Source organism: Nonomuraea ceibae (assembly GCF_019396325.1).
Taxonomy (GTDB): Bacteria; Actinomycetota; Actinomycetes; order Streptosporangiales; family Streptosporangiaceae; genus Nonomuraea; species Nonomuraea ceibae.
Map to the genome: position 1 here is coordinate 21,661 of NZ_JAHKRO010000014.1, position 16,651 is coordinate 38,311.

The window sequence follows — 16,651 nt, forward strand, 5'->3', positions numbered from 1 at the left end:
GGTTCACAAAGGAACGAAGGCGAGACACCCCGAGGCCAGGCCTTCGAGCGTGTAGGACAGGACAGTCCAGTGACCGTGCCAGCAGTTGACGCTGACGTCATCGTCGTCGGCGCCGGTCCCGCCGGATCCGCGACCGCCTTCTACCTGGCCCAGGCGGGTCTCGACGTGCTGGTCCTGGAGAAGACCCGCTTCCCCCGGGAGAAGGTCTGCGGTGACGGCCTGACCCCGCGAGCCGTCAAGCAGCTCCTCAACATGGGCGTCGACGTCGACGCCCCCGGCTGGGTGCGCAACAAGGGCCTGCGCGTCGTCGGCGGCGGCCTGCGCTTCGAGCTCGACTGGCCCAAGCTGGAGCGCTTCCCCGACTTCGGTCTCGTACGGACCCGCCAGGACTTCGACGAGATCCTGGCCGCCCACGCGGTCAAGGCCGGCGCGCGCCTGATGGAGGGCGTGACCGTCACCGGGCCGGTCCTCGACGACCGCAGCGGCCACATCACCGGCGTCACCACCAAGGACGGCACGGTCTACCGCGGCCGGCTGGTCGTGGCCGCCGACGGCAACAGCACCCGGCTGGCTCTCGGCATGGGGCTGCAAAGGCGCGAGGACCGCCCGATGGGCGTGGCCGTGCGCACCTACTTCACCAGCCCGCGCCACGACGACGACTACCTGGAGACGTGGCTGGAGCTGTGGGACGACCAGACGCTGCTGCCCGGCTACGGCTGGGTGTTCGGCGTCGGCGACGGCACCGCGAACGTGGGGCTCGGCCTGCTCAACACCAGCACCCACTTCAAGAACATCGACTACCGCGACCTGCTGCGCCGGTGGTGCCGGTCCATGCCCGCCGAGTGGGGCTTCACCGAGGAGAACATGACGGCCCCCATCCGCGGCGCCGCGCTCCCGATGGCCTTCAACCGGCAGCCGCACTATACGCGCGGCCTCCTGCTCGCCGGCGACTCCGGCGGTTCGATCAACCCGTTCAACGGCGAGGGCATCGCCTACGCCATGGAGACCGGCGAGATCGCCGCCGAGGTCGTCGCCAAGGCCCTCAAGGGCACCACCCCGGCGCAGCGAGAACGTGTCCTGCGGACGTATCCTCAGACGTTGAAGGACGCCTATGGCGGATATTTCACGCTGGGCAGGTTGTTCGTGCAGGCGATCGGGAAGCCGGGTGTGATGAGCTTCGGCACCAGGCACGGGCTTCCCCACCCGAGGCTGATGCGCTTCGCGCTCAAACTCCTTGGTAATCTCACCGACCGGCGAGGCGATGCGTCGGACAAGATCATCAACGCACTCTCGAAGGTCGCGCCACGAGCATGAATCCCACACCCATCCATAGATCAGGCTGCGCGCCCGCGCGCGCGGCGACTCCGGAGGAGGCGTAGCGATGGACCTGTACGTGCCCATCCTGGTGCTCGCCGTTCTCGCGGGGGGCTTCGCGATCTTCTCGGTCGCCATCGCCCCCTTCACCGGTCCCAAGCGCTGGAACCGCGCGAAGCTTGACGCCTACGAATGCGGCATCGAGCCGACGCCCCAGCCTGTCGGTGGCGGACGGTTCCCGCTCAAATACATGATCACGGCGATGCTCTTCATCGTCTTCGACATCGAGATCATCTTCCTCTACCCGTGGGCGGTCTCGTTCGCTCCGCTCACCAACGACGCGGGCAGCGTGATCTCCTCCGGCCTCGGGGTGTTCGCGCTCGTCGAGATGCTGCTGTTCATCGTCACCGTGCTCGTGGCCTACGCGTACGTGTGGCGCCGCAAGGGTCTGGACTGGGACTGAAAATGGGACTTGAAGAGAAACTCCCCAGCGGGTTCATCCTCAGCACGGTCGAGCAGGCCGCGGGCTGGGCACGCAAGAACTCCGTATGGCCCGCCACCTTCGGGCTCGCCTGTTGCGCCATCGAGCTGATGGCCACCGGTGGCCCCCACTACGACCTGGCGCGCTTCGGCATGGAGCGCGCTTCGGCGTCTCCCCGGCAGGCCGACCTGATGATCGTCGCCGGTCGCGTGTCGCAGAAGATGGCTCCCGTCCTGCGGCAGATCTACGACCAGATGGCCGAGCCCAAGTGGGTCATCGCCATGGGCGTGTGCGCCTCCAGCGGCGGCATGTTCAACAACTACGCCATCGTGCAGGGCGTCGACCACATCGTGCCCGTCGACATCTACCTGCCCGGCTGCCCGCCGCGCCCGGAGATGCTCATCGACGCGATCGTCAAGCTGCACGACAAGATCCAGAACATGAAGTTCGGCGCGCACCGGGCCAAGCAGATCGAGGACCTCGAGCTCAAGGCGCTGCGCACGCTGCCGCTGATCGACCAAGGGGCCGCCAAGTGACCTCCCCTGACAACCTCCCCGAGGTCCCCGGCGCCGAGGTGCCCGAGGTCGCCAAGACCCCGGAGGCGCCCGTCGCCCGGCGCGGCATGTTCGGCGCCGCCGACTCCGGCGACACCTCCGGCTACGGCGGCCTCGTCGTCCGCCGCGCGCCGCAGATCTCCACGCCGCGCCCGTACGGGGGCTACTTCGACGAGCTCGTCGACGCCCTCGGCCTCGACGACGCCATCGAGCGCGTGGTCGTCGACCGCGGCGAGCTGACCCTGCACGTCAAGCGGGAGCGGCTGGTCGAGGTCTGCCAGAAGCTGCGCGACGACGCGGCGCTGCGCTTCGAGCTGTCGCTGGGCGTCACCGGCGTGCACTACCCGCACCTGGCGGGCGAGGAGCTGCACTCGGTGATCCACCTGTGCTCGATCACCCACAACCGGCGCGTCCGCGTCGAGACGAGCTGCCCCGACGCCGACCCGCACATCCCGTCGACCGTCGGCGTCTACCCGGGCCACGACTGGCACGAGCGCGAGGCGTACGACTTCTTCGGGATCATCTACGACGGCCACCCGGGCCTGACCCGGATCATGATGCCGGACGATTGGGACGGGCACCCCCAGCGCAAGGACTACCCGCTGGGCGGCATCCCGGTCGAGTACCGCGGGGCGACCATCCCCTCGCCCGACCAAAGGAGGTCGTACGCGTGAGCGAGTTCTTCGAGCAGCGCGTTGACGACCGGAGGGAGGATCACGCGTGAGCACCGCATATGACGAGGCGACCGAGGGCAAGGTCTACTCGGTCACCGGCGCCGACTGGGACGAGGTCGTCAGCGGGGTCCGCGACTCCGACGACGAGCGCCTGGTCGTCAACATGGGCCCGCAGCACCCGTCCACGCACGGCGTGCTCCGCCTGGTCCTGACCCTCGACGGTGAGACGGTCACCGAGGCGCGCGGCGTCATCGGCTACCTGCACACCGGCATCGAGAAGAACATGGAGTACCGGACGTGGACGCAGGGCACCACGTTCGTCACTCGCATGGACTACCTGTCGCCGATCTTCAACGAGACGGCCTACTGCCTGAGCGTGGAGAAGCTGCTCGGCATCGAGGACCGCATCCCGGACCGGGCGCAGGCCATCCGCGTCATGATGATGGAGCTCAACCGGATCGCCTCGCACCTGGTCGCGATGGGCACGTTCGGCATGGAGCTCGGCGCGACCACGCCGTTCCTGTTCGGCTACCGTGACCGCGAAATGGTCATGGAGCTGTTCGAGTACATCACCGGACTGCGCATGAACCACGCCTACGTGCGGCCGGGCGGCGTCAGCGTCGACCTGCCCGCCGGAGCCGTGGACAAGGTCGGCGAGTTCCTCAAGGAGATGCCCAAGCGGATCAAGGACATCCGCAAGCTCCTCGACGAGAACCCGGTGTACGTCCGCCGCACCAAGGACGTCGCCTACCTCGACCTGACCGGCTGCATGGCGCTCGGCATCACCGGCCCCATCCTGCGGGCCGCCGGCCTGCCGTGGGACCTGCGCAAGTCGCAGCCCTACTGCGGTTACGAGACCTACGAGTTCGACGTGGCGACCCAGCGCGGCTGCGACGTCTACTCCCGCTACCTCGTGCGCATGCAGGAGATGGAGGAGTCCCTCAAGATCATCGAGCAGGCCCTGGACCGGATCGCCGGCCCGCTCAAGGGCGACCCGGTGATGATCGAGGACAAGAAGATCGGCTGGCCCGCGCAGCTCGCGCTCGGCCCCGACGGCTTCGGCAACTCCCCCGACCACATCGCGCACATCATGGGCAGCTCCATGGAAGCCCTGATCCACCACTTCAAGCTGGTGACGGAGGGCTTCCGCGTGCCGGCCGGCCAGGCCTACGCGCCGATCGAGTCGCCCAAGGGCGAGCTCGGCGCGCACGTCGTCAGCGACGGCGGCACCCGGCCCTACCGCGTCCACTTCCGCGAGCCGTCGTTCTGCAACCTGCAAAGCTTCCCCGCCATGGCGGAGGGCGGCCAGGTCGCCGACGTGATCGCCGCGGTGGCTTCTATCGACCCCGTCATGGGAGGTGTGGACCGGTGACTTATTCACCGGAAGTCCGCGAGCGTCTCGAACGCGACGCCAAGGAGATCATCGGCCGTTACCCGAAGACGCGGTCGGCGCTGCTTCCGCTGCTGCACCTGGTGCAGTCGGAGGACGGCTACGTCTCCGACGACGGGCACGAGTTCTGTGCGGAGATGCTGGGCCTGAGCAAGGCGGAGGTCGTCGGCGTCTCGACCTTCTACACCATGTACAAGCGCAAGCCCGCCGGCGAGTTTCACGTCGGCGTCTGCATCAACGCGCTCTGCGCCGTCATGGGCGGCGACGAGATCTGGGACGAGCTGTCCGAGCACGTCGGCGTCGGCCACGAGGAGACGACCGGCGACGGCAAGATCTCGCTGGAGCGCCTGGAGTGCAACGCGGCCTGCGACTTCGCCCCGGTCATGATGGTCAACTGGGAGTTCTTCGACAACCAGACGCCCGAATCGGCCAAGCAGCTCGTCGACGACCTGCGTGACGGCAAGGACGTGCGGCCCACCCGCGGTCCGAAGAAGCTGTGCACGTTCAAGGAGGCGTCGCGGGTGCTCTCCGGCCTGCCCGACGAGCTGGCGGGCGACGGCCCCTCGGCCGCCGGCCCCTCGCTGGAGGGCCTCAAGCTGGCCAAGGCCAACGGATGGAAGGCCCCCGAGGCATGAGCACGACCCTGACACCGGTCCTGACCGCCAACTGGGACCGCCCCGACTCCTTCACCATCGACGGCTACGGGCCGTACGAGGCGGCCAAGAAGGCGCTGGGCATGGACCCGGACGCCGTCATCCAGGCCGTCAAGGACTCGGGCCTGCGCGGCCGCGGCGGCGCCGGCTTCCCCACCGGCATGAAGTGGGGCTTCATCCCGCAGGGTGACGGCAAGCCGCACTATCTCGTCGTCAACGCCGACGAGTCGGAGCCGGGCACCTGCAAGGACATCCCGCTCATGATGGCCAACCCGCACTCGCTGGTCGAGGGCGTCATCATCACGGCGTTCGCGATCCGCGCCAACCACGCCTTCATCTACGTGCGCGGCGAGGTGCTGCACGTCATCCGGCGGCTGCACGCGGCCGTGCGCGAGGCGTACGAGAAGGGCTATCTCGGCAAGGACATCTTCGGCACGGGCTACGACCTGGAGCTCGTCGTGCACAGCGGCGCCGGGGCGTACATCTGCGGCGAGGAGACGGCGCTGCTGGACTCGCTGGAGGGCTTCAGGGGTCAACCGCGGCTCAAGCCTCCGTTCCCGGCCGTGGCGGGCCTTTACGCCTCGCCTACTGTCGTGAACAACGTCGAGTCCGTGGCCAGTGTTCCCTCGATCATCGCCAACGGGGCCGACTGGTTCGCCGGGATGGGCACCGAGAAGTCCAAGGGCTTCGGCATCTTCTCGCTGAGCGGCCACGTCACCAGGCCGGGCCAGTACGAGGCTCCGCTCGGCATCACGCTGCGCGAGCTGCTCGACATGGCGGGCGGCATCCGCGCCGGGCACCGGATCAAGTTCTGGACCCCGGGCGGCTCGTCCACGCCGATCTTCACCGACGAGCACCTCGACGTGCCGCTCGACTTCGAGGCGGTCGGCGCGAAGGGCTCCATGCTCGGCACCCGGGCGCTGCAGATCTTCGACGAGACCACCTGCGTGGTCCGCACGGTGCTGCGCTGGACCGAGTTCTACGCCCACGAGTCGTGCGGCAAGTGCACGCCGTGCCGTGAGGGCACCTACTGGCTCAAGCAGGTGCTCAAGCGCCTGGAGAAGGGTCAGGGCACCGAGGACGACCTGTCGACGATCACCGACATCGCCGACAACATCCTGGGCCGCTCGTTCTGCGCGCTCGGCGACGGCGCCACCAGCCCGATCCACTCCTCGGTGAAGTACTTCCGCGAGGAGTACCTCAAGCACTTCGAGGTCGGCGGCTGCCCGTTCGACGCGAAGAAGTCCACTCTGTGGGGTGACCAGTGACCGTGACAGAAACTGAGACCACCCTGGTGACCCTCACGATCGACGGGTTCCAGGTCAGCGTCCCCAAGGGCACGCTGATCATCAGGGCGGCCGAGCTGCTGGGCATCCAGATCCCCAGGTTCTGCGACCACCCGCTGCTCGACCCGGCGGCCAACTGCCGCCAGTGTCTCGTCGACATCCCCGACGCCGGCAACGGCCGCGGCTTCCCCAAGCCGCAGCCGTCGTGCGCGATCGAGGTCGCCGAGGGCATGGTCGTGCAGACCCAGCTGACCTCGCCGGTGGCGGAGAAGGCGCAGCGGGCGGCGATGGAGTTCCTGCTCCTGAACCACCCGCTCGACTGCCCGGTCTGCGACAAGGGCGGCGAGTGCCCGCTGCAGAACCAGGCCATGTCCAACGGCCAGGGCGAGTCGCGCTTCCAGGAGCAGAAGCGGACGTTCGCCAAGCCGCTGCCGCTGTCCACCCAGGTGCTGCTCGACCGCGAGCGCTGCGTGCAGTGCGCGCGCTGCATCCGCTTCTCCGACCAGATCGCCGGTGACCCGTTCATCGAGTTCTTCGAGCGCGGGGCCAAGGAGCAGGTGGGCGTCGCCGACGGCGAGCCGTTCCAGTCCTACTTCTCGGGCAACACGGTGCAGATCTGCCCGGTGGGCGCGCTGACCGGCGCCGCCTACCGGTTCCGGGCCCGCCCGTTCGACCTGGTGTCCACGCCGAGCGCGTGCGAGCACTGCGCCTCCGGGTGCAGCCTGCGCACCGACCACCGGCGCGGCCGCGTCACCCGCCGCCTGGCGGGCAACGACCCGCAGGTCAACGAGGAGTGGAACTGCGACAAGGGCCGCTGGGCGTTCACCTACGCCACGCAGCCCGACCGGCTCAGGACGCCGCTGGTCCGCAACGAGGAGGGCGTGCTGGAGCCCGCCTCCTGGCCGGAGGCGCTGAGCGTCGCCGCCCAGGGCCTGGCCGCCGCCCGCGGCAAGGCCGGCGTGCTGGTCGGCGGCCGGGTCACGGTCGAGGACGCCTACGCCTACGCCAAGTTCGCCCGGCTCGCGCTCGGCACGAACGACGTCGACTTCCGCGCCCGGCCGCACTCCGCCGAGGAGGCCCGCTTCCTCGCGCACGCGGTCGCCGGCAAGGGGATCGAGGTCTCCTACGCCGACCTGGAGAGCGCCCCCGCGGTGCTGCTCGTCGGGTTCGAGCCCGAGGAGGAGTCGCCGATCGTCTTCCTGCGCCTGCGCAAGGCGTGGCAGAAGCGCGGCCTCAAGGTCACCGCGATCGCCCCGTTCGCCACCAACGGCCTGGCCAAGATGGGCGGCGCGCTCATCCGCACCGCGCCGGGCGGGGAGGCCGACGCGATCGGCGACCTGGTCGGCACGCTGGCCGAGGGCACGATCGTGCTCGCCGGCGAGCGCCTGGCGACCGTCCCCGGCGCGCTGTCGGCGCTGGTCCGGCTGGGCGCCGCCTCCGACGCCCGCATCGCCTGGGTCCCGCGCAGGGCCGGCGAGCGCGGCGCGGTCGAGGCGGGCGCGCTGCCCAACCTGCTGCCGATCGGCCGCCCGGTCGACGACGAGAGCGCCAGGGCCGAGATCGCCCGCGCCTGGAACGTGTCCTCGCTGCCCGCCACCCCGGGCCGCGACACCGACGCGATGCTCGCCGCCGCCCGTGACGGGGAGCTCGACGCGCTGGTCGTGGCCGGCGTCGACCCCTACGACCTGGCCAACCCGGTCGCCGCGCTGGAGGCGCTGGAGAACACGCCGTTCATCGTCAGCCTGGAGACGCGCGCCAGCGCCGTCACCGACCGGGCCGACGTGGTGCTGCCGGTCGCCACCGTGCAGGAGAAGAGCGGCACGTTCGTCAACTGGGAGGGCCGGGGCCGCTCGTTCGAGGCCCCGCTCAAGGTGCCCGGCCTGCGCAGCGACCTCGCGGTCGTCGGCGACCTGGCCGACCGCATGGACGTGCACCTGGGCCTGCCGGACGCCAAGGCGGCCCGGCGCGAGCTGTCGGGCATCGGCTCCTACCGGGGCACCCGCGTCGCCGCGCCGAGCGTCGGCGCCGGCTCGCCCGCCGCCCCCGCCGCCGGCGGGGCCGTGCTGGCGACCTGGCACCTGCTGCTCGACGACGGCCGCCTCCAGGACGGCGAGCCGTACCTGGCCGGCACCGCGCGGGCCGCGGAGGCGCTGCTGTCGGAGAGCACGGCCGCGGAGATCGGCGTCGCCGACGGTGACAAGGTCGTCGTCGGCGGGCCCGGCCCGAACGCGGTCACGCTGCCCGTCCGCATCGCCGACCTGCCCGACCGCGTGGTCTGGGTGCCGTCGAACTCGGGCGGCTGCTCGGTCACGCGCGACCTCGGCGCGGTGGCCGGCGACATCGTCACCATCGGGAGCGCCTCATGACCTTCGTTCTCGCGGCCAGTCCGACCGTCGAAGACTTCGGCAAGGACCCGCTCTGGATCACCATCATCAAGGCGGTCATGCTGTTCGCCTTCCTGATGCTGGGCATCCTGTTCGGTGTCTGGTTCGAGCGCAAGCTCATCTCCCGGATGCAGAACCGCTATGGCCCCAACCGGGCGGGCAAGTTCGGCCTGCTCCAGTCGGTGGCCGACGGTCTGAAGATGGGTCTGAAGGAGGACATCTTCCCGCGGACCGTGGACAAGGTGCTCTACCTGCTGGCCCCGGTCATCATGGTGATCCCGGCCTTCCTGGCCTTCTCCATCGTGCCGTTCGGGCCGATGGTGAACCTGTTCGGCGTGCAGACGCCGCTCCAGCTCGTCGACCTGCCGGTGGCCGTGCTGTTCATGCTGGCTATGGGCGCCGTCTCGGTCTACGGCGTGGTGCTGGCCGGCTGGTCGTCACGCTCGCCGTACGCCCTGCTCGGCGGCCTCCGGTCGGCGGCGCAGGTGGTCTCGTACGAGATCGCGATGGGCCTGTCGTTCGTGGCGATCTTCCTGTTCGCCGGGACGCTGTCCACCTCGGAGATCGTCGGCGCGCAGCAGCAGACCTGGTACGCCGTGCTGTTGCTGCCGTCGTTCCTGGTCTACGTGGTCTGCATGTTCGGCGAGGCCGCGCGCATCCCGTTCGACCTGCCCGAGGGTGAAGGCGAGCTGGTCGGCGGGTTCCAGACGGAATACTCCTCGTCGCTGAAGTTCGCCCTGATCATGATGGGCGAATACCTGCACACCTTCACCGCCTCGGCCATCGCCGTGACGCTGTTCATGGGCGGCTGGCGGGCACCGCTCCCGATGAGCTGGGAGTGGGCGCACACGGGCTGGGTTCCGGTGCTCTGGTTCTTCATCAAGTTCGTGCTGACGTTCTGCTTCATCGTCTGGGTGCGCGCCTCGCTGCCGCGTGTCCGGTACGACCAGCTGATGTCGCTGGGCTGGAAGGTCCTGATCCCGGTCAACCTGGCGTGGATCCTTCTCGTCGCCGCCGTTCGCAACATCATCTACGTGAACAACGGCACGTTCGAGGGGAGCATCTACGTCTCCGCCGGGCTCGGCGCGATCGTCGTCATCGGGGCGCTGGCCATCTGGATGCGGTTCGACACCGTGAACCAGCGGCGCAAGGAAGCCAGGAAGGCGGAGGTCGAAGCCGAGTTCGAGGAGCTGTCCAACGAGCCGACGGCAGGCGGCTTCCCTGTGCCGCCGCTCGATCTGCCGCACTACCACGGGGTGCAGCACAAGGAGATTCCCAGTGGGACTAACTGATTGGCTGAACCCCGTCAAGGGCTTCGGGGTCACCTTCCACACGATGTTCAAGAAGCCCGTCACGACCAACTACCCGGAGGAGAAGAAGCCGACGGCTCCGCGCTTCCACGGGCGGCACCAGCTCAACCGCTGGCCTGACGGGCTGGAGAAGTGCGTCGGCTGCGAGCTGTGCGCGTGGGCGTGTCCGGCCGACGCCATCTACGTGGAGGGCGCGGACAACACCGACGAGGAGCGCTTCTCGCCGGGCGAGCGCTACGGGCGCACCTACCAGATCAACTATCTGCGGTGCATCCTGTGCGGCCTGTGCATCGAGGCGTGCCCGACCCGGGCGCTCACCATGACCAACGAGTACGAGCTCGCCGACAGCAACCGCGAGAGCCTCATCTACACCAAGGAGATGCTCCTCGCGCCGCTCACCCAGGGCATGGAGCAGCCGCCGCACCCCATGCGGCTCGGCGAGACCGAAGAGGACTACTACCGGCTGGGACGGACCAATGGGTGAGACCATCACTTTCTGGGTGCTCGCCGTCGTGTCCGTCGGCGCCGCGCTCGGCGTGGTCTTCAACCGGAAGGCCGTCTACTCGGCGCTGATGCTCGGCACCGTGATGCTCTGCCTCGCGGTCCTCTACGCCGTGCAGGACGCGCCCTTCCTGGCCGCGGTGCAGATCATCGTCTACACCGGCGCCGTCATGATGCTGTTCCTGTTCGTGCTCATGCTGGTCGGCGTCGACTCCTCCGACTCGCTCGTGGAGACGCTCCGCGGCCAGCGGTTCTGGGCGATCATCGCGGGCGTCGGATTCGCCGCGCTGATCATCCTGGCCGTGGGCAACGCGATCTTCGCGCCGCAGACGGGCCTGGCGATGGCCACCGGTCAGGGCGGCTACATCCGCTCGATCGCGCTGCTGCTGTTCACCAAGTACGTCTTCGCGTTCGAGGTCACCTCGGCGCTGCTCATCACCGCCGCGCTCGCCGCGATGGTGCTGGCGCACCGCGAGCGGCTGGCCAAGAAGGCCACGCAGAAGGACCTGTCCAAGGCCCGCTTCCTCGGCGACCGCCCGTCGCCGCTGCCCGGCCCGGGCACGTACGCGACCGGCAACGCCATCGACATGCCGGCGCTGCTGCCCGACGGGTCCGTGGCCGAGTCCTCGGTCAACCGCTACATCGCCCGCTACGACGTGGAGCATGGGCACCTGCCCGAGGACCCCAAGCTCGCCGAGGCCATCAAGCACCGGGCCGAGGAGGAGTCCAAGTGACGACGCATTACCTCATCCTGTCGGGCCTGCTGTTCGCGATCGGCGCCATGGGCGTGCTGATCCGGCGCAACGCGATCGTCGTGTTCATGTGCGTGGAGCTCATGCTCAACGCCTGCAACCTGGCGTTCGTCACGTTCGCCAGGCAGGTCGGCAACCTCGAAGGCCAGATCATCGCGTTCTTCGTGATGGTGGTGGCCGCGGCCGAGGTCGTGGTCGGCCTGGCAATCATCGTGACGATCTTCCGAACCCGCAGGTCCGCGTCGGTCGACGACGCCAACCTGCTGAAGTACTAAGAGGTGACTGGTGGAATCTCCTGCTGAGATCATCCAGCACACCGCTGGTGGCGCGATCGGCGTGTCCTGGCTGATGATCGCCCTCCCGTTGCTGGGGGCGTTCATCCTGCTGGTGTTCAACCGGTTCACCAACCGGTGGGGCCATCTGCTGGGCGTGGCCATGTCCCTCGCCTCGTTCGCCGTGGCGGTGCTGGCGTTCGTCGAGTTGCTCGGACTCGGCGAGGATCAGCGCCGCAGGGCCGTGCGGCTGTACGAGTTCATCCCCAGCCTGAAGCTCGACATGGGGCTGCTCGTCGACCCCCTGTCGGTCAGCTTCGCGCTGCTGATCACCGGTGTCGGATCGCTGATCCACATCTACTCGATCGGCTACATGTCGCACGACCCCGACCGGCGCAGGTTCTTCTCCTACCTGAACCTGTTCGTCGCCGCGATGCTCCTGCTGGTGCTGTCCGACAACTACGTCGGGCTGTTCATCGGCTGGGAGGGCGTCGGCCTGGCCTCGTACCTGCTCATCGGGTTCTGGCAGTTCAAGCCGTCGGCGGCGGTCGCGGCGAAGAAGGCGTTCGTCGTCAACCGCGTCGGTGACTTCGGGCTGCTGGTCGGCATGTTCATCATCTGGACGTCGTTCGGCTCGCTGGCCTTCAAGGACCTGGGCGCCCAGCAGATCGGCACGGCCTCCGACGGCACGCTGACCGCCATCGGCCTGCTGCTGCTCCTCGGCGCGTGCGGCAAGTCGGCGCAGCTCCCGCTGCAGTCGTGGCTCCTGGACGCGATGGAGGGCCCGACCCCGGTCTCGGCCCTCATCCACGCCGCGACCATGGTCACCGCCGGCGTCTACCTGGTGGTCCGCTCGGGCGCGTTCTTCGAGGCGTCCGACGTGGCCTCGCTGGTCGTCACGATCGTCGGTGTGGCCACGCTGCTCGCCGGTGCGATCATCGGTTGTGCCAAGGACGACATCAAGAAGGGCCTGGCCGGCTCGACGATGTCGCAGATCGGCTACATGATGCTCGGCGCGGGCCTCGGCCCGGCGGGCTACGCCTTCGCCATCGCGCACCTGATCGCGCACGGCTTCTTCAAGGCCGACATGTTCCTCGGCGCCGGCTCGGTCATGCACGGCATGAACGACGAGGTCGACATGCGCAAGTACGGCGGTCTCCGCAAGTACATGCCGATCACCTTCGCCACGTTCATGGTCGGCTACCTGGCCATCATCGGCTTCCCGTTCCTGTCCGGCTTCTACACCAAGGACGGGATCATCGAGACGGCCATGGAGCACGGCGCCTGGATGGGCTGGCTGGCCGTCCTCGGCGCGGGCATCACCGGCTTCTACATGTCCCGCATGATCTTCATGACGTTCTTCGGCGAGAAGCGCTGGGAGAAGGACGCGCACCCGCACGAGTCGCCCTCGGTGATGACCGTGCCGCTGATCCTGCTGTCGATCGGCTCGATCGTGCTCGGCTACTTCCTCATCATGGACAACAGGCTCATGCACTTCCTGGCGCCCGCGGTGGGCATGCCGGAGCACGCGCCCGTCCCGCACGTGTTCAGCACCACCACGGTGGGTCTGTCCACGCTGGCGCTGGTGGCCGTCGGCGCGGCGATCGCGTGGATGAAGTACGGCCGCGCCCAGGTGCCGGCCGTGCAGCCGCGCGGCTCGTTCCTCACCACCTTCGCCCGGCGTGACCTGTACGGCGACGCGCTCAACGAATCGCTGTTCATGCGCCCCGGCCAGTGGCTGACCCGCATCGCGGTGTACTTCGACAACCGCGGCATCGACGGGCTGGTCAACGGCCTGGCCGCGGGCATCGGCGGGAGCTCAGGGCGCCTGCGGCGGCTCCAGACGGGCTTCGCCAGAACGTACGCGTTGTCCATCCTGATCGGCGCCGCCCTGCTGACCGGCGCCCTGCTCCTCGTTGGGAACATCTGATGTCGTCACTCTGGCTCCCGATACTCATGGCGGTGCCCGTGCTGGGCGCCATCGTGGTAGCGCTGCTTCCCAAGGGCAGCGACAAGCTGGCCAAGCAGGTCACGCTGCTGGTCTCGCTGGTCGTGCTGGCGCTGACGCTCGTCATGGCGTTCCAGTTCACCGGCGCCCCCGGTGACCGGTTCAAGTTCGCGGCCACGTACGACTGGATCCCGAGCTTCGGGGTGCACTTCGGGGTGGGCGTCGACGGCATCGCGCTGGTGCTGATCGCCCTGTCGGCCGTGCTGGTGCCGATCGTGGTGCTCGCCTCGTGGCACGACGCCTCCGGCGTCAAGGCCGCCGACGGCACCGTGGTCGCGCCCAAGCGGTCGGTCAAGACGTACTTCTCGCTGCTGCTCGTGCTGGAAGCGATGATGATCGGCGTCTTCGCGGCGACCGACATCTTCCTGTTCTACGTCTTCTTCGAAGCCATGCTGATCCCGATGTACTTCATGATCGGGTCCTATGGCGGGGCGCAGCGGTCCTACGCGGCGGTCAAGTTCCTGCTGTACTCGCTCTTCGGCGGCCTGCTCATGCTGGTCGCGGTCATCGGCCTGTACGTCGTCGCGGGCAAGGGGACGTTCATGTTCCCCGAGCTCGTCGGCGCCATCCAGGACCCGGTGACGCAGAAGTGGCTGTTCGCGGGCTTCTTCATCGCCTTCGCCATCAAGGCGCCGCTCTGGCCGGTGCACACCTGGCTGCCCGACGCCGCCGCGCAGGCTCCGGCCGGCGCCGCGGTGCTGCTGGTCGGCGTGCTGGACAAGGTCGGCACGTACGGAATGCTCCGGTTCTGCCTGGAGCTGTTCCCCGACGCCGCCAAGGCGTTCACCATGCCGATCATCGTGCTGGCGGTCATCAGCATCATCTACGGCGCGATCGTGGCCATCGGCCAGACCGACATGAAGCGCCTGATCGCCTACACGTCGATCTCGCACTTCGGCTTCATCGTCATGGGCGTGTTCGCGATGTCGCAGGTGGCCCAGGAGGGCGCCGCCCTCTACATGGTCAACCACGGCTTCGCGACCGGCGCGCTGTTCCTGGCGGCCGGGTTCCTCATCGCCAGGCGCGGCTCCCCGCACATCGCCGACTACGGCGGCGCGCAGAAGGTCACGCCGCTGCTGGCCGGCTTCTTCCTGGTCGCCGGTCTGGCCGGGCTCTCGCTGCCGGGGCTGTCCTCGTTCGTCAGCGAGTTCATGGTGATGATCGGCACCTACTCCAGCCCGGCGTTCGGGTCGGGGGCGCTCACCGTCGCGGCGATCGTCTCCGCGCTGGCCGTCATCCTGGCCGCCGTCTACATCCTGTGGATGGTGCAGCGGACGCTCAACGGGCCGACCGCCGAGCCGGTCAAGGCGTTCAAGGACCTGAACGCGCGCGAGGTGTGGGTGCTCGCGCCGCTGGTCGCCCTGATCATCGGCTTCGGGTTCTTCCCCAAGCCGCTGCTCGACGTGATCACACCCGCGGTGACCAGCACGCTGTCCAACGTGCAGGTCGACAACCCGGCTATCGCTGAGAAGGGAGCCGGTCAGTGAACAACGTCATCGAGGCGCCGACGATCGAGTACGGCACGCTGGCGCCGCTGCTGCTCGTGTTCGCGGCCGCCGTCGTCGGCGTGCTGGTGGAGGCGTTCGCGCCCCGCTACCTGCGCAGGTCCATCCAGGTGCCGCTGACGCTGCTCAGCCTGGTCGGCGCGTTCGCGCTGGTGCTCGTGACCGTCGTCGGCGGCGGCGTGCCGACCGAGCCGGTCGCGATGGGGGCGCTCGCGGTCGACGGGCCGGCGCTGTTCATCTGGGGCGTCATCCTCGTCCTGTCCATCGTCTGCGTGCTGCTGATCAACGACGAGGGCCACTTCGTCGCCTCGGCGGCGTCGGTGCCCGGCAGCGCCGACGAGGAAGAGGCCGAGCGGGCCGGCAGCGCGCACACCGAGGTCTACCCGCTGGCGCTGTTCGCGGTGGGCGGCATGCTCATGTTCCCCGCCGCGAACGACCTGCTGACCATGTTCGTCGGCCTTGAGGTCATGTCGCTGCCGCTGTACCTGCTGTGCGGCCTGGCCCGGCGTCGCCGCCTGCTCTCGCAGGAAGCCTCGCTGAAGTACTTCCTGCTGGGCGCGTTCTCCTCGGCGTTCTTCCTGTACGGCATCGCGATGCTGTACGGCTACGCCGGGACCGTGTCGCTGGCCGGGATCGGCCAGGCCATGACGACCGGGGCCGCGCTGGACCCGCTGCTGCTGATCGGCTTCGCGCTGGCCGGCGTGGGCCTGCTGTTCAAGATCGGCGCGGCGCCGTTCCAGGCGTGGAAGCCGGACGTCTACCAGGGCGCCCCGACGCCCATCACCGCCCTCATGGCCTCCGGCACGCTGGTGGCCGCCGTGGGCGCGCTGCTGCGCGTCTTCTGGGTGGCGCTGGGCAACCTCGACTGGAACTGGCGTCCGGTCATCTGGGTCATCGCGGCCCTGACGATGATCGTCGGCGCGGTGCTGGCGATCACGCAGACCGACATCAAGCGGATGCTCGCCTACTCCTCGATCGCGCACGCCGGCTTCCTGCTGGTGGGCGTCATGGCCACCTACTCGGCCGCCGAGGGCAACGCGGTGTCGCTGCAGGCGATCCTGTTCTACCTGCTCGTGTACGGCATCACCACGGTCGGCGCGTTCGCCGTGGTCACGCTGGTGCGCGATCCCGGCGGCGAGGCCAACCACCTCTCCCGCTGGGCGGGGCTGGGCAAGCGGTCGCCGATCCTGGCCGGGGTGTTCGCCTTCTTCCTGCTGGCGTTCGCCGGAATCCCGCTCACGAGCGGCTTCTTCGGCAAGTACGCGGTCTTCACGGCGGCGCTGGGCAGCGCCTCCGAGGCCGGCGACTCGCTGGGCGGCTGGATGACCGGACTGGTCGTGGTCGGCGTCATCGCCTCGGCGATCGCCGCGTTCTTCTACGTCCGCGTCATCGTGCTGATGTTCTTCAGCGAGCCCGCGGCCGACGGCCCGGCCATCGCGATCCCCAGTGCGGGGACCGTGGCGGTCATCGCGGTCTCGCTGCTGGTTACGGTAGGAGTCGGGCTGTACCCGGAGCCCGTGCTCGACCTTGCCCAGCAGGCTGCATCTGGCCTTTTCGTTAGATAGGG

15 protein-coding genes are annotated in these 16,651 nt (G+C 68.9%); all 15 read left to right on the forward strand.

Features of this window, described 5'->3' with window-relative positions; all coding sequences use genetic code 11:
• Positions 1-69 precede the first annotated feature (69 nt).
• Entirely contained in the window at positions 70-1,314 is a 1,245-nt protein-coding gene (locus KME80_RS12350; RefSeq protein WP_219504481.1) for a geranylgeranyl reductase family protein, read from the forward strand.
• Between the two features lie 67 nt (positions 1,315-1,381).
• Positions 1,382-1,777, forward strand: coding sequence for an NADH-quinone oxidoreductase subunit A (locus KME80_RS12355; protein WP_219504483.1), 396 nt, complete (start codon positions 1,382-1,384; stop codon positions 1,775-1,777).
• A gap of 2 nt (positions 1,778-1,779) precedes the next feature.
• On the forward strand, positions 1,780-2,331 hold the full coding sequence (locus KME80_RS12360) for a NuoB/complex I 20 kDa subunit family protein (RefSeq protein ID WP_219504486.1): 552 nt from the start codon (positions 1,780-1,782) through the stop codon (positions 2,329-2,331).
• Complete coding sequence (locus tag KME80_RS12365; RefSeq protein WP_219504488.1) at positions 2,328-3,023, forward strand: NADH-quinone oxidoreductase subunit C; 696 nt, start codon at positions 2,328-2,330, stop codon at positions 3,021-3,023. Before KME80_RS12360 ends, KME80_RS12365 begins: the two co-directional genes overlap by 4 nt.
• Before the next feature lie 46 nt (positions 3,024-3,069).
• Positions 3,070-4,395 carry an NADH-quinone oxidoreductase subunit D gene (locus tag KME80_RS12370; RefSeq protein WP_219504490.1) on the forward strand — a complete coding sequence of 442 codons (1,326 nt, stop codon included), beginning with the start codon at positions 3,070-3,072 and terminating at the stop codon, positions 4,393-4,395.
• Positions 4,392-5,048 carry an NADH-quinone oxidoreductase subunit NuoE gene (nuoE, locus tag KME80_RS12375; protein ID WP_219504492.1) on the forward strand — a complete coding sequence of 219 codons (657 nt, stop codon included), beginning with the start codon at positions 4,392-4,394 and terminating at the stop codon, positions 5,046-5,048. The genes KME80_RS12370 and nuoE overlap by 4 nt, the downstream gene beginning before the upstream one ends.
• Complete coding sequence (gene nuoF / locus KME80_RS12380) at positions 5,045-6,334, forward strand: NADH-quinone oxidoreductase subunit NuoF (protein ID WP_219504495.1); 1,290 nt, start codon at positions 5,045-5,047, stop codon at positions 6,332-6,334. Before nuoE ends, nuoF begins: the two co-directional genes overlap by 4 nt.
• A complete protein-coding gene (locus KME80_RS12385) occupies positions 6,331-8,718 on the forward strand; it encodes an NADH-quinone oxidoreductase subunit G (RefSeq protein WP_219504496.1) in 2,388 nt (795 codons plus the stop codon). Before nuoF ends, KME80_RS12385 begins: the two co-directional genes overlap by 4 nt.
• Complete coding sequence (gene nuoH, locus KME80_RS12390; RefSeq protein ID WP_219504498.1) at positions 8,715-10,028, forward strand: NADH-quinone oxidoreductase subunit NuoH; 1,314 nt, start codon at positions 8,715-8,717, stop codon at positions 10,026-10,028. Before KME80_RS12385 ends, nuoH begins: the two co-directional genes overlap by 4 nt.
• On the forward strand, positions 10,015-10,530 hold the full coding sequence (gene nuoI / locus KME80_RS12395) for an NADH-quinone oxidoreductase subunit NuoI (RefSeq protein WP_219504500.1): 516 nt from the start codon (positions 10,015-10,017) through the stop codon (positions 10,528-10,530). The genes nuoH and nuoI overlap by 14 nt, the downstream gene beginning before the upstream one ends.
• Positions 10,523-11,281, forward strand: coding sequence for an NADH-quinone oxidoreductase subunit J (locus tag KME80_RS12400; protein WP_219504501.1), 759 nt, complete (start codon positions 10,523-10,525; stop codon positions 11,279-11,281). Before nuoI ends, KME80_RS12400 begins: the two co-directional genes overlap by 8 nt.
• The gene (gene nuoK, locus KME80_RS12405; protein WP_082309927.1) at positions 11,278-11,574 is read left to right on the forward strand and encodes an NADH-quinone oxidoreductase subunit NuoK; all 297 of its coding nucleotides are present in this window, start codon (positions 11,278-11,280) and stop codon (positions 11,572-11,574) included. Before KME80_RS12400 ends, nuoK begins: the two co-directional genes overlap by 4 nt.
• Positions 11,575-11,647: 73 nt before the next feature.
• Positions 11,648-13,501, forward strand: coding sequence for an NADH-quinone oxidoreductase subunit L (gene nuoL / locus KME80_RS12410; protein WP_219504694.1), 1,854 nt, complete (start codon positions 11,648-11,650; stop codon positions 13,499-13,501).
• Positions 13,501-15,066 carry an NADH-quinone oxidoreductase subunit M gene (locus tag KME80_RS12415; protein ID WP_219504504.1) on the forward strand — a complete coding sequence of 522 codons (1,566 nt, stop codon included), beginning with the start codon at positions 13,501-13,503 and terminating at the stop codon, positions 15,064-15,066. Before nuoL ends, KME80_RS12415 begins: the two co-directional genes overlap by 1 nt.
• Complete coding sequence (gene nuoN / locus KME80_RS12420) at positions 15,063-16,649, forward strand: NADH-quinone oxidoreductase subunit NuoN (RefSeq protein ID WP_219504506.1); 1,587 nt, start codon at positions 15,063-15,065, stop codon at positions 16,647-16,649. Before KME80_RS12415 ends, nuoN begins: the two co-directional genes overlap by 4 nt.
• The last annotated feature ends 2 nt before the right edge of the window (positions 16,650-16,651 follow it).